General features: G+C 62.0%; 12 protein-coding genes. 4 read left to right on the top strand and 8 right to left on the bottom strand.

The annotated features are described in order from the left end of the window. The first annotated feature begins 1 nt into the window (after nt 1). Nucleotides 2–922, top strand: coding sequence for a Csu type fimbrial protein (locus TX24_RS10950; protein WP_003192215.1), 921 nt, complete (start codon nt 2–4; stop codon nt 920–922). On the opposite strand, the gene TX24_RS10955 is transcribed toward TX24_RS10950, so the two are convergent. Further along, nucleotides 919–1,656 (bottom strand): anti-sigma factor family protein, encoded by a 738-nt coding sequence (locus tag TX24_RS10955; RefSeq protein WP_003192214.1) that lies wholly within the window; start codon nt 1,654–1,656, stop codon nt 919–921. The two genes, TX24_RS10950 and TX24_RS10955, sit on opposite strands and share 4 nt — an antisense overlap. Then, complete coding sequence (locus tag TX24_RS10960; protein WP_003192212.1) at nt 1,653–2,159, bottom strand: sigma-70 family RNA polymerase sigma factor; 507 nt, start codon at nt 2,157–2,159, stop codon at nt 1,653–1,655. Before TX24_RS10960 ends, TX24_RS10955 begins: the two co-directional genes overlap by 4 nt. A 167-nt stretch (nt 2,160–2,326) precedes the next feature. Between TX24_RS10960 and TX24_RS10965 the strand changes: the two genes are divergently transcribed. Further along, nucleotides 2,327–3,409 (top strand): catalase family peroxidase, encoded by a 1,083-nt coding sequence (locus TX24_RS10965; RefSeq protein ID WP_034133787.1) that lies wholly within the window; start codon nt 2,327–2,329, stop codon nt 3,407–3,409. Next, a complete protein-coding gene (locus TX24_RS10970) occupies nt 3,406–3,945 on the top strand; it encodes a cytochrome b (protein WP_003192209.1) in 540 nt (179 codons plus the stop codon). The genes TX24_RS10965 and TX24_RS10970 overlap by 4 nt, the downstream gene beginning before the upstream one ends. Before the next feature lie 46 nt (nt 3,946–3,991). Here the strand turns inward: TX24_RS10970 and TX24_RS10975 are convergent, their stop codons facing one another. Both TX24_RS10975 and TX24_RS10980 read right to left on the bottom strand, forming a co-directional pair. Beyond that, complete coding sequence (locus tag TX24_RS10975) at nt 3,992–5,143, bottom strand: M14 family metallopeptidase (RefSeq protein WP_057710327.1); 1,152 nt, start codon at nt 5,141–5,143, stop codon at nt 3,992–3,994. 464 nt (nt 5,144–5,607) lie between these two features. Further along, nucleotides 5,608–5,958, bottom strand: a complete 351-nt coding sequence (locus tag TX24_RS10980) for a DUF6124 family protein (protein WP_169855972.1) — start codon at nt 5,956–5,958, stop codon at nt 5,608–5,610. Between the two features lie 130 nt (nt 5,959–6,088). Here TX24_RS10980 and TX24_RS10985 point away from each other — a divergent pair, with 130 nt between their 5' ends. Continuing rightward, the gene (locus TX24_RS10985; protein WP_057710328.1) at nt 6,089–6,724 is read left to right on the top strand and encodes a LexA family protein; all 636 of its coding nucleotides are present in this window, start codon (nt 6,089–6,091) and stop codon (nt 6,722–6,724) included. Here TX24_RS10985 and TX24_RS10990 read toward each other — a convergent pair. From TX24_RS10990 to TX24_RS11005, 4 genes are all read right to left on the bottom strand, one after another. Continuing rightward, a complete protein-coding gene (locus TX24_RS10990) occupies nt 6,721–8,646 on the bottom strand; it encodes an acetyl/propionyl/methylcrotonyl-CoA carboxylase subunit alpha (RefSeq protein ID WP_003192204.1) in 1,926 nt (641 codons plus the stop codon). The genes TX24_RS10985 and TX24_RS10990 overlap by 4 nt on opposite strands. Beyond that, complete coding sequence (locus tag TX24_RS10995) at nt 8,643–9,449, bottom strand: gamma-carboxygeranoyl-CoA hydratase (RefSeq protein WP_003192202.1); 807 nt, start codon at nt 9,447–9,449, stop codon at nt 8,643–8,645. Before TX24_RS10995 ends, TX24_RS10990 begins: the two co-directional genes overlap by 4 nt. 133 nt (nt 9,450–9,582) lie before the next feature. Next, nucleotides 9,583–11,190 (bottom strand): carboxyl transferase domain-containing protein, encoded by a 1,608-nt coding sequence (locus TX24_RS11000; protein WP_057710329.1) that lies wholly within the window; start codon nt 11,188–11,190, stop codon nt 9,583–9,585. Between the two features lie 11 nt (nt 11,191–11,201). Beyond that, a complete protein-coding gene (locus TX24_RS11005) occupies nt 11,202–12,365 on the bottom strand; it encodes an isovaleryl-CoA dehydrogenase (RefSeq protein ID WP_003192199.1) in 1,164 nt (387 codons plus the stop codon). Between the last annotated feature and the right edge of the window lie 88 nt (nt 12,366–12,453).

Raw genomic sequence — 12,453 nt, forward strand, 5'->3', positions numbered from 1 at the left:
CATGGCGGCGTGTTCGGTGGTGTCCACCGTGCCGGCCAGTTTTGGTTCGATCAGTTCGATGACGGTGCGCACCGCCGCGCAAACCAGCTCTACGGCCAACTCAGGGTTGAGTTGCACCTCGGCGCTGATATCGCTGCTGGTGTCCACCGACCACTTTTACGCCACGATCACCTCGCCCCAGACCGGTTTGGTCGGGCCGACCGGTGATGTGATCAGCTACACGATTTATGGCAATAACAGCACCAGCTATCCCATCACCCGTGGCAGCCAATTCGATTTCGGCGGCGCTGGCGGCATCGCCCAGAGCATCGGCCTGATCGCCGGGCCCGGCGCGAAAACTGTGCCGTTGTACCTGAGCAGCATCACTGGCAGCAACGTCGCCGCCGGGGTGTACACCGAGACATTGAGCATCGCCTGGGTGTGGAATTATTGCTCGGGGATCGGCCTTGGCGGCATTTGCCTGGGACGTGACATTGGCAGCGGCACGGCATCGCTGACCGTCAACATGACCGTGACCAACGACTGCCAGATCACTGCCCCGAATATCAGCTTTGGCAGCGCGCCGGTGGTCAGTGGGTTTACTGCGGTGACCGGGCAGACCATCAACATCGCCTGCACCAAGGGCAGCGCCTATACCGTGGGCTTGAGCGATGGCCAGAACCCGGTGAGTGTCGGCGGCCGGCGCCGCATGATTTCCGGCAGCAACTACCTGGCCTATGACATTTTCCAAAGCGCCGGCACCACGCGTTGGGGCAGTGTCGGCGCGGCGCGGCGGGCCAGTTCCACGGCCGAGGTCAACCCTGGCAACGGGTTGGGCGTCGGTAGCCAGGTGTACAACTACAACGCCAAGGTCTACACCGACCAGCCCACGCCGCCGGCTGGCACCTATCTGGATAATGTGGTGTTGGACGTCGGTTTTTAGAATGGCGTCTGCAGCGCGGCGGCCTGGTCTACCGGGCTGACCATTGCATAGTTGTAGCCGCCGCCCGACCAATAGTCGGCCTGCAAACCATCGGCACTGCGGCTGCCGCGAGGCAGGAAACCGTTGTTCGGGCCAGGCGGGCGGATGTAGAAGCTGATGCGCCGGCCTTGGGCGTCCTGATACAGCACCATGGCTGCCGCGCCTTGGTCGGTGGTGAGCAGGCGCCCGCTGACCGGCTTGAAACCGGCTTGGCTGAGGTCGGGCAGGCGATGGGCCTGGTTGAAATAACGGTCGAGCCAGGCCTGCATGGTGCCACGGTCCTGAGCGTTGTAGTCGGCGGGCATGATGCCGTCCTGGGCAAACAGACGGTAGGCCTGCATGGCGTCGGTCATCGGCAGCAGCGGCGGCTGGGTGGCTTCGCGGGCGTGCCAACCGCCAAACCCGCCGAGGCTCACGGCGATCAGCAGCAACGCCGCCGTGGCCAGGTGCCGACGGGACTGTTTATTGATGCGCTGACGAATCAGCGCCGGGTCCAATGCCGGGTTGTACGGCTGCTGCAGGGCGCCGCTCAACGACGCACGCAGCAACTGTGCATCCTGTTGCCAGGCCTGTACCTGGGCCGCCACTTCGGGGTGGCTGGCCAGCCAGGTTTCAAGCACACGACGGTCACCGTCCAGCAGTTGATGATCGACGTAGGCATGTAAATCGCGTTCGCTGGGGGGCAGGCTGATCATTTGAGTCTCCGCAGGGAAGGGCTGGTCATTTCGCCATCGCTGAGTTGACGCAACGCTTGGCGCGCGCGGGACAGGCGTGACATCACGGTACCGATGGGCACCTTGAGGATCTCGGCCACTTCCTTGTAGCTCAAGCCCTCGACAGACACCCACAGCAGCAGGGCGCGCTGTTCGGTGTTGAGTTGGTCGAAGGCTTGCAGGGTGGATTGGGCCAGCACCGTGCGTTCCACCGAAGGTTGCACGTCATCGCGGCCGGTGAAGAATTCGAGCATGCGCGCATAGCGGCGGCTGCGGCGGTGGGCGTCGAGGAATTGCCGGTAGAGGATAGAGAACAGCCAGGCGCGCAAATCGCCCTCGATACGTTTATCGGCCCAGGCGACGATGGCGCGCTCCAGGGTCGATTGCACCAGGTCATCGGCGCTGCTGCTGTTGCGCGTCAGGGACACGGCAAAACGCCGCAACCTGGGGATGAGTTCACGTAACTGTTCGTCGAGTTCATGCATGGGTGTCTGGCTGATCACTACGCTGGGACTAGAGAGACGTCCGGCGTTGAAGGTTATTCCCCGTCCCGCAAAATAAATCCAGGGCCTGGGAATAGAGCCCATCGGCGTTCGTCTTAATGCTCCGACCTTATGTTTCAGCCTGAGGCCTCTGGCCCTGGAGTTCCTGCATGGTAGATCACTCATCACCCCCCCGTCCTCCCTTGAGCACTGCGAGCCTGATCGCACGACTCGCCGGCATCGGTGCCGTGGTTGCGGTTGTTGCCGGCGCATTTGCTTACGTCAATGGCACGCTCGACCCACAGCGCCTGCGGCCAAAAACCTTGGTCAATGCCCTGGAAACCAATAACGGCGTGCATCCGGGCTTTCGCCGTAACCATGCCAAGGGCGTATGCGTGGCGGGTTATTTCCAGAGCAGTAGCGAGGCCCGTGCGTATTCCAGTGCCCAGGTGTTCAGCGAGGCCAAGACCCCGATCATTGGCCGCTTTGCCTTGCCCAGCGGCAACCCCTACGCGCCGGACAGCAGTGTGCCGATTCGCAGCTTTGCCGTGCAATTCAGCCAGGCCAACGGCCAGCAATGGCGTACAGGGATGAACAGCATGCCGGTGTTCCCGGTGGGCACGCCCGAGGCGTTCTACCAATTGCTCAAGGCCGGCGCGCCAGACCCGGCCACGGGCAAGCCGAACCCGTCGAGCATGCCGGCGTTTTTTGCCGCACACCCTGAGACCGCGCCGTTCCTGGCCTGGGTCAAAACCGCCAAGCCATCGGCCAGTTACGCGACTGAAACCTATAACGGCATCAACGCGTTTTACCTGGTGGCTGCCGATGGCAAGCGCCAGGCCGTGCGTTGGGAGGTGGTGCCCCAGAGCCAGGACGCGGCGGGTGATACCGCACCTACGGGCAGTGACTTCCTGGAGCAGGATTTGGTGCGACGCCTGGGCGCCGGGCCGTTGCGTTGGCAGTTGAACATGACCCTGGCCAACCCCGGCGACCCGCTGGACGATGCGAGCAAGACCTGGAGCGGCGCACACAAGGTGCTCAACGCTGGCACCCTTGTGCTGCAAAGCAGCCAGCCCCAGGCAGACGGCGATTGCCGCGATATCAACTTTGACCCGCTGATTCTGCCCAGTGGTATCCAAGCCTCCAACGATCCCTTGCTGGCCGCACGTTCGGCCGCGTATGCCAGTTCGTACCTGCGCCGGGCCGGTGAAGTCAGCCCGTTGCACAGCGCCCCTCAGGAGTCGAAGCCATGAATGCTCAACCGCGATTTTTTGCGCCCTTGGCGCGCGTGCTGCACTGGCTGATGGCGCTGATGATCATCGCCATGCTGTTTATCGGCGCGGGTTTGGCGGCGTCGGTATCGGAGCGCCATGAGTGGCTGATCCACCTGCACAAGCCACTGGGCATTGCGATTCTGGCATTGGTGATCGTGCGCCTGGCGGTGCGTTTCTCTACGCGCCAGCCGCCGTTGCCAGCGGATTTGCCGGTGTGGCAGAGGCTGGCAGCCAAGGCCTCCCATGTGCTGTTGTACGCGTTGATGCTGGTGTTGCCGCTGCTGGGTTGGGCGATGATTTCAGCGGCCGGTGACCCTGTGATGCTCAGTAGTAACCTGCAACTGCCCGCGCTGCTGGGGGCGAATGCGCCGTTGTTTGCGTTGTTGCGCAAGGCTCATGGTTATTTGGCCTATCTGCTGTTTCTCACCGTACTGGTGCATCTGGCGGCCGCGTTGTTCCACGGTTTGATCCGACGCGATGGTGTCTTGCAAAGCATGACCGGTAGCAAGGATTGACCGCTCTTGTGGCAAGCTCGCTCGCCACAAGAGCTCGCCTCAGGGGTTAGCGCAAACGCCCGACGATATCGGTGATGCTGCTCAATACGTCCTTGCCCAACTGTTTCGAACGATCGCCTGACCAGCCAGTTCGCAGGTTGGGCGCGTCGTCGTTGTCCTTGAAGGGCATTTCCAGGGTCAGGGACAGGCAGTCGTACTTTTCCCCCACCGCGTTGCAGGCCAGGGTCATGTTGGCTTGGCCAGGCAGGTCGCGGGTGTAGCCGTGGGTGGTCTGGAAGTCCCGGGTCAGGTGGCTCAAATGGCTGCGGAAGTGTTTTTCCAGGGCTTCGATACGCGGGGTGTAGCCAGGGTTGCCTTCGCAGCCGGCGGTGAACACGTAGGGGATTTCTTCATCGCCGTGTATGTCGAGGAACATATCCACGCCGTATTTTTCCATCTGTTGCTGGACGAACAGGACTTCGGGGCTGAGTTCCTGGCTGGCGCTTTGCCAGGCGCGGTTGAGGTCCTGGCCCATGGCATTGGTGCGCAGGTGGCCATGGAAGGCACCGTCCGGGTTCATGTTCGGCACCAGGTACAGATCGGCGACGGCCAGCAGTTTTTTCAGTTCGTCGTCGCCGTCTTTTTGCAGGCGCTCAATCACGCCCTCCATAAACCATTCGGCCATGTGTTCGCCGGGGTGCTGCTGGGCGATGATCCACACCTTGCGCCGGCCTTCGATCCCTTTGCCACGGCGCAGCAGTTGGATATCGCGGCCTTCAGCGCTCTTGCCGGTGGCCAGCAGGGTGACTCCGGCGTACTTCAGGGCTTGCTCGATCAACCAGTCGTGGCGTTCACGGCTGTAGGGCTCGAAGTAGGCAAACCAGGCGTACTTTTGCCGGGTCTGGAGAGTGATGTGCAGGATCTCGCCATCAAAACGTGTCGGTACCCGGAACCAGTTGATATGGTCATAGGACGCCACGGCGTTGTAACCGCTCCAGGCATGCTTGTAGGACGAGCGCCCTGCGTTGCTCAAGCGAAAGGTGTGGGTGTGCCCCACGTGCATGCCTTCGGCCTTGAAGTGGAACCATTGGTAGTGATCGCTGCGGGTGTCGGGTTTGATTGCCAGCAACAACTGATAAGCGTCGCTGGCATCCAGGACCTGAATGTTGCCGCTGTCGAAGTCGGTGCTGATCTTGATGGAGGTCAAGGCCACGGTCATAGTCTGGTTGCCTGAATATGAGTGATGTGGCGGCTATCTTACACAGGGGTTCGGTAAAACCTGGATGCAAAAATTGTTGCAGGGGAGGGGGCGTCATCCGTGACGCCGCGGCAGCTTAGAGTCTATGAGATTGATTCTCAAGCGCTAATTCGCAGATATACGGGCTAGAGCGTTCGGACGACTTTCTTTGAGCGATAGTCTTTTGCTACCATGCGCGCCATCAAGCAACACACAGTCTTCATTAGCCTGAAGCCACGCCAGGGAAACTGGCAAAAAAAAGACCCGGCCAAAGAGCCGGGTCAAAAACCGTGATTAGCCTGATGAGGAGATATTCCAAGAGTCCGACCTAAGGTCTCTTGGTCTATCGACTGATCTCGCGATCAGCTGAGCCCAATAATAATCATTATCATTTGCAAGTCAAATGTTTTTATCCGTGGGATAGAAATATTTTTCTTTCGTGCCTGCTACGCGTTTGCCGCCGCCCCTGGCGCCTGCAACGACCGCTCCACCATCGCTTTCGCCATATCGATCAAATACACCACCGAAAACGCCAGATCACGCTGGTTGCCTTGATGGCTGCACGCCGATTCGTAGGCGGTAGCCGCTGCACTGCGCAACAGGTCCGAGGCGTGTACCAGGGCTTCCTCCTGGCTGATTTGCGGTTTTATCGCGAACAGGGCGCCGTCCGAATCCGGCGTCGACCGATTTTCTTTCAAGTAATAGTCCAGTGCGCGCTGGGCCGCACCACTGTTGCACATGTCGTTTACTTCAGTCAGTTCGGATGTTTCGGGCGTTAAGTGCGTGCGGGTCGTCATAAGCGGCAGTACTCCGGTGGGTGTCGAAATCCTTGGGCTTGATGATAGTACGTATCGTATTCCTGTCGTTTTATGGATTACTACAAACTGTTTATTGCCCGAAAAAATGGGCACCGTATTGTGATGCGTCATGGATAACTGGATAGCGTTGGTCAAAGCCAACATGAAAGACCGCAAGGTCACACAGGATGAACTGGCGCAGCGCCTGGGCATGTCCCAGGGCGGCATCGGCCATTGGCTCAATAAACGCCGTGTGCCGAGCCTGGCGGACATGAACCGCGTACTGGCCGAACTGGGGTTGGGGTATTTGGAGGTGGCGCTGGAAATTCGTGAACGGGCCGCGCAAGTGCCTGAACGGGAATCGCACTACAACCCGTACTTTCGTTACCCGGTCAGCGACTGGAAGCAGGCCTGCGAGCTGCGTGAGGAGCGTGCGCCTTATAGAACCGAGCGCTACGAATTGACCGATTACCACGCCCGAGGCAAGGCATTCTGGCTGCCAGTGAGGGGAGACGCCATGACCGCCCCCACGGGCATGAGCATTGCAGCTGGCATGATGATCCTGGTTGACCCGGCGATCGCGCCCGAGCCCGGTAAATTAGTGCTGGCCCAATGGGCTGGCAACCCCCAGGCCACCTTTCGCCAATTGCAGGAAGAAAGCGGCCAGCACTACCTGGTGCCGCTCAACCCCACTTACCCCAAGGTGCTGCTCACCGACGGCTGTCGCCTCCTGGGTGTAGTGGTGCAGGCCACGGCGAAGTTCTAGCCAGCCGTTTCAAGCTCCACCAACGCGCTGCCTTCGGCCACCATTTCACCTTCCTGGCAGAACAGCGCCTTGACCACCCCGGCGTGGGGCGCTCGGATGCTGTGTTCCATCTTCATGGCTTCGAGCACCACCAGCTGAGCGCCGGCTTCAACGGTTTGACCCAGCTCTACGAGCACTCGCACGATGCTGCCGTTCATCGGTGCGGTGAGGCCGCCCTGATGAGATTGACTGGCCTCGACCGCCGCAATCGGGTCGAACAGGCTGACGGCATGCATCTCGCCGTCCCAGCGCAGGTACAGGCTGCCTTCACTGCGCACCGCCAGATGAGCACGGCGCACGCCCTGATGTTCAGTCAGCAACTGTTCGCCGCATAACTGTGCGGTGTGCCCCGCCAGCGTCACCAGCCGATCCTGCCCATTGCAACTCAGGTGCAGCGACACCTCGGCAGGCAGGCCCGCGCGAAAGCCCTGGTGACTTGCCCAAGGCCCGTCGCCCACCGGCAAGCTCTGCATAAACGCCGCGCCCGCCGCCTGCCAGAACTCATCGCTCAAGGCCCCTGGCGTCGGCAACAACTCATTCTGATAGCGCGGGATAAACCCGGTGTCCAACTCGGCCGCGGCAAACGCAGGATGCCCGATGATGCGCCGCAAAAAGCCCAGGTTGGTCTTGAGCCCACCGACCGCAAACTCATCCAGCATGCTCAATAAGCGCAGGCGCGCTTGTTCGCGGTCTTCACCCCAGGCAATCAACTTGCCGAGCATCGGGTCGTAGAACGGCGACACGCTGTCACCTTGCTCGACGCCGCTATCCACCCGGCGTCCAGGGCCTGGGCTGGACTCGCGGTATAGCGCCAAGTGCCCGGTAGCGGGCAGGAAGTCATTGGCCGGGTCTTCGGCATACAGCCGTACTTCAATCGCATGACCGTTCAACGCGACCTGCTCTTGCGTGATCGGCAGCGCCTCGCCCTGGGCCACCCGAATCTGCCAGGCCACCAGGTCGAGGCCGGTAATCGCTTCGGTCACCGGGTGCTCGACTTGCAGCCGCGTGTTCATCTCCATGAAGAAAAACTCGCCACGGGCATCCAGCAAAAACTCCACCGTGCCCGCGCCGACATATCCGATGGCCTGGGCAGCGCGCACGGCTGCTTCGCCCATGGCCTTGCGCTGCTCCACACTCAAGCCGGGCGCCGGGGCTTCTTCCACGACCTTTTGATGGCGCCGCTGGATCGAGCAGTCGCGCTCATTGAGATACAGGCAATGACCCTGCTGGTCGGCAAACACCTGAATCTCCACATGCCGCGGCTTGAGCAGGTATTTCTCCACCAGCATTTGCCCGTTGCCGAAGGACGACAACGCCTCACGCTGGGCGGAAGCCAGGGCTTCGGCCAGCTGGCTGACATCCTCGACCACCTTCATGCCCTTGCCACCGCCGCCCGCCGTGGCCTTGAGCAGCACCGGGTAGCCGATACGTTCACAGGCGGCGCGGAAGGTCTCCAGGTCCTGGGCCTCGCCGTGATAACCCGGCACCAGCGGTACGCCAGCTGTTTCCATCAGCGCCTTGGCCGCGGATTTGCTGCCCATGGCGTCGATGGCCGAGGCCGGCGGGCCGAGGAAGATCAAGCCTGCCGCCTCGATGGCTCGGGCGAAGCCGGCATTCTCCGAGAGGAAGCCGTAGCCGGGGTGAATCGCCTGGGCGCCGCTGGCGTGGGCGGCGGCAATCAGCTTGTCGATTTGCAGGTAACTGTCGGTGGCTTTGCTGCCGCCCAGGTCGACGCGGATATCGGCTTCACGGCTATGGCGGGCATCGCGGTCGATGGCGCTGTGCACAGCCACGGTGGTCAGCCCCATGGCTTTGGCGGTGCGCATGACCCGGCAGGCGATCTCGCCACGGTTGGCCACCAGTACGGTGGTGAGTGTGCTCATGAACGCGGCTCCTGGGTCTGCCAACTCGGCGCACGTTTTTGCAGAAAGGCGCGCAAACCTTCCTGGCCCTCGGCGCTTACCCGGATGCGTGCGATAGCGTTTTCGCAATAGCGGCGCAGTGCGGGGGTGAGGGCACCGTTACCCACTTCACGGAGTAAATCTTTACTGGCGCGCATGGCCGCCGGGCTGTTTTGCAGCAGGTTGGCGACCCACTGGTCCACCTGTTGATCCAGGCTCTCGGCCGGATAACTTTCGGCCAGCAAGCCGATCTCCCGTGCGCGCTGGCCGCCGAACCGCTCGGCCGTCAGGGCATAGCGACGGGCCGCGCGTTCGCCGATGGCCTGCACCACGAACGGGCTGATCACCGCCGGTGCCAGGCCGATACGCACTTCCGACAGGCAGAACTGCGCATCATCGGCGCCGATGGCCATGTCACAGCAACTGATCAGGCCCAGCGCGCCACCGTAGGCCGCGCCTTGCACCACCGCCAGCGTGGGGATTTTCAGCTTGGACAGGTTGTACATCAGCTCCGCCAGTTCCCGGGCGTCGTCCAGGTTGGTGTGGTAGTCCAACTCGGCCGACTGCTGCATCCAGGCGAGGTCGGCGCCGGCACTGAAGTGCTTGCCACGCCCGCGCAGTACCAGGAAACGCAGGGACGGGTCGCCTTGTACGCGGTCAAGAGCCAGGATCAGCTCGCGGATCATCTGGGCGTTGAACGCGTTGTTCTTGGCTTCACGGCTGAGCCACAGCGTGGCAAAGCCACGGCGGTCAGTGATCAGTTCGAGGGTGTTGAAGTCGCTCATGCAAGGAGCTCCATGATAATGAGAGGCCTCCTGTAGGAGCGAGCTTGCTCGCGAAGATCGTCAACGATAACGCGGGGCTTGAGAATGACCGCGTTGCCCTGAGGTTCTTCGCGAGCAAGCTCGCTCCTACAGGTTACATGCGGAACACGCCAAAGCGGCTCGGCTCGATGGGGGCGTTCAGTGCGGCGGACAAGGCCAGGGCCAGCACGTCGCGGGTCTGCAGCGGGTCGATCACGCCGTCATCCCACAAGCGCGCGCTGGAGTAGTAGGGGTGGCCCTGGGTTTCATACTGGTCGAGAATCGGCTGTTTGATCGCGGCTTCCTCCTCGGCACTGAAACTGTTGCCGGCGCGCTCAGCCTGTTCGCGCTTGACCTGCACCAGTACCCCGGCGGCCTGTTCGGCCCCCATCACGCCAATCCGTGCGTTGGGCCACATCCACAAAAAGCGCGGGTCGTAGGCGCGGCCACACATCCCATAGTTACCCGCACCAAAGCTGCCGCCGATGATCACGGTGAATTTCGGCACCTTGGCGCACGCTACGGCGGTGACCAGCTTGGCGCCATGCTTGGCAATGCCACCGGCCTCGTACTTCTGGCCGACCATGAAACCAGTGATGTTTTGCAGGAACAGCAGGGGAATTCCGCGCTGACAGGCCAGTTCGATAAAGTGCGCGCCTTTTTGCGCGGCCTCGGCGAACAGGATGCCGTTGTTGGCCAGGATCGCAATCGGGTAGCCATGCAAATGCGCAAAGCCGCATACCAGGGTTGTGCCGAACAGGGCCTTGAATTCATCGAACACCGAGCCGTCCACCAACCGTGCGATGACTTCGCGCACATCAAAGGGTTGCTTGGCATCCGCCGGGATCACGCCGTACAGCTCGTCGCTGCTGTACAACGGCGCTACCGGTGGGCGTTGCAGCAGCTCACCTTGCTTGCGCCAATTGAGGTTGGCCACGCTGCGCCGCGCCAGGGCCAGGGCGTGTTCATCGCTGTCGGCATAGTGGTCGGCCACGCCGGAAATCTTGCAATGCACATCGGCACCGCCCAGGTCTTCGGCGCTCACCACTTCACCGGTGGCGGCTTTCACCAGCGGCGGGCCGGCGAGGAAGATGGTGGCTTGCTGGCGCACCATGATCGCTTCGTCGGCCATGGCCGGCACGTAGGCGCCGCCGGCGGTGCACGAGCCCATCACCACGGCAATCTGGGGAATGCCCTGGGCGCTCATGTTGGCCTGGTTGAAGAAGATCCGCCCGAAGTGCTCGCGGTCGGGGAATACCTCGTCCTGGCGCGGCAGGTTGGCACCACCGGAGTCCACCAGGTAGATACACGGCAGGCGGTTCTGCTCGGCGATGGTCTGGGCGCGCAGGTGTTTTTTAACGGTCAGCGGGTAATAGGAGCCGCCTTTGACCGTGGCATCGTTGGCCACGATCATGCATTCGACGCCTTCCACTCGGCCGATGCCGGCAATCACTCCGGCCGCCGGGACGTCTTCGCCATACACCTGGTGAGCGGCCAGTTGGCTCAGCTCCAGAAACGGCGAGCCCGGGTCGAGCAGACGGTTGATGCGCTCGCGGGGCAACAGCTTGCCGCGTGAGGTGTGGCGTTCCTGGGCCTTGGCGCCGCCACCTTGGTGGACGTGGGCAAGCAGGCTGTGCAGGGCGTCGACCTGTTCAAGCATCGCCGCGCGGTTGGCGGCGAATTCCGCCGAGCGCGGGTTGAGCTGGGTATGCAGGGTAGCCATGGGGCGCTCCTTCAGCGGGTTTCGTTGAACAGTTCGCGACCGATCAACATCCGCCGAATCTCACTGGTGCCCGCACCAATTTCGTAGAGCTTGGCGTCACGCAGCAGGCGCCCGGCGGGGAATTCATTGATATAGCCATTGCCGCCCAGAATCTGGATCGCATCCAGGGCCATTTGCGTGGCGCGCTCGGCGCTGTAAAGAATCACGCCCGCGGCGTCCTTGCGCGTGGTCTCGCCGCGCTCGCATGCCTGGGCCACCGCGTAGAGGTAGGCACGGCTGGCGTTGAGTTGGGTGTACATATCGGCGACCTTGCCCTGGATCAGCTGGAACTCGCCGATGCTCTGGCCGAACTGCTTGCGGTCGTGGATGTAGGGCACGATCAGGTCCATGCACGCCTGCATGATCCCGGTAGGCCCACCGGAGAGCACCACGCGTTCGTAGTCCAGGCCGCTCATCAACACTTTCACGCCGCCATTGAGCACGCCGAGGATGTTGTCTTCGGGTACCTCGACATCGTCAAAAAACAGCTCGCAGGTGTTGGAGCCGCGCATGCCCAGCTTGTCGAATTTGTTGCTGCGGCTGAAGCCTTTCCAGTCGCGCTCGACGATGAAGGCGGTGATGCCGTGGGGGCCTTTTTCCAGGTCGGTCTTGGCGTAGATCACATAGGTGTTGGCGTCCGGGCCGTTGGTGATCCAGGTCTTGCTGCCATTGAGTACGTAATGATCGCCGCGCTTGTCGGCGCGCAGTTTCATCGACACCACGTCAGAACCGGCATTCGGCTCGCTCATGGCCAGGGCGCCGATGTGTTCGCCGCTGATCAGCTTGGGCAGGTACTTGAGTTTTTGTGCGTGGTTGCCGTTGCGGTTGATCTGGTTGACACACAGGTTGGAGTGCGCGCCGTAGGACAACGCCACCGAAGCCGAGCCGCGGCTGATTTCTTCCATGCTCACCACATGGGCCAGGTATCCCAGGCCAGCACCGCCGTACTCCTCGGGCACGGTGATGCCCAGCAGGCCCATGTCCCCGAACTTGCGCCACAGGTCAGCGGGGAACAGGTTGTCGATGTCGATCTGGGCCGCGCGCGGTGCGATCTCCTTGGCCACGAAGGACTGCACCTGGTCGCGCAGCATGTCGATGGTCTCGCCGAGGGCGAAGTTCAGGGACGGGTAACTCATGGACAGGCACCTTAATGTGAGCTTTGTTGTTGTGTGGGCGGGGCGCGGGAGGAGGGCGCTCACCTTTACGTTAACGTAAGCTTGCGTT

Source organism: Pseudomonas lactis (assembly GCF_001439845.1).
Lineage (GTDB): Bacteria > Pseudomonadota > Gammaproteobacteria > Pseudomonadales > Pseudomonadaceae > Aquipseudomonas > Aquipseudomonas lactis.

Excerpts from the sequence above, each read along its gene's own strand:
- TX24_RS10950 (WP_003192215.1), top strand. The coding sequence starts at position 2 with ATGGCGGCGTGTTCGGTGGTGTCCACCGTGCCGGCCAGTTTTGGTTCG.
- TX24_RS10955 (WP_003192214.1), bottom strand. The coding sequence starts at position 1,656 with ATGATCAGCCTGCCCCCCAGCGAACGCGATTTACATGCCTACGTCGAT.
- TX24_RS10960 (WP_003192212.1), bottom strand. The coding sequence starts at position 2,159 with ATGCATGAACTCGACGAACAGTTACGTGAACTCATCCCCAGGTTGCGG.
- TX24_RS10965 (WP_034133787.1), top strand. The coding sequence starts at position 2,327 with ATGGTAGATCACTCATCACCCCCCCGTCCTCCCTTGAGCACTGCGAGC.
- TX24_RS10970 (WP_003192209.1), top strand. The coding sequence starts at position 3,406 with ATGAATGCTCAACCGCGATTTTTTGCGCCCTTGGCGCGCGTGCTGCAC.
- TX24_RS10975 (WP_057710327.1), bottom strand. The coding sequence starts at position 5,143 with ATGACCGTGGCCTTGACCTCCATCAAGATCAGCACCGACTTCGACAGC.
- TX24_RS10980 (WP_169855972.1), bottom strand. The coding sequence starts at position 5,958 with ATGACGACCCGCACGCACTTAACGCCCGAAACATCCGAACTGACTGAA.
- TX24_RS10985 (WP_057710328.1), top strand. The coding sequence starts at position 6,089 with ATGGATAACTGGATAGCGTTGGTCAAAGCCAACATGAAAGACCGCAAG.
- TX24_RS10990 (WP_003192204.1), bottom strand. The coding sequence starts at position 8,646 with ATGAGCACACTCACCACCGTACTGGTGGCCAACCGTGGCGAGATCGCC.
- TX24_RS10995 (WP_003192202.1), bottom strand. The coding sequence starts at position 9,449 with ATGAGCGACTTCAACACCCTCGAACTGATCACTGACCGCCGTGGCTTT.
- TX24_RS11000 (WP_057710329.1), bottom strand. The coding sequence starts at position 11,190 with ATGGCTACCCTGCATACCCAGCTCAACCCGCGCTCGGCGGAATTCGCC.
- TX24_RS11005 (WP_003192199.1), bottom strand. The coding sequence starts at position 12,365 with ATGAGTTACCCGTCCCTGAACTTCGCCCTCGGCGAGACCATCGACATG.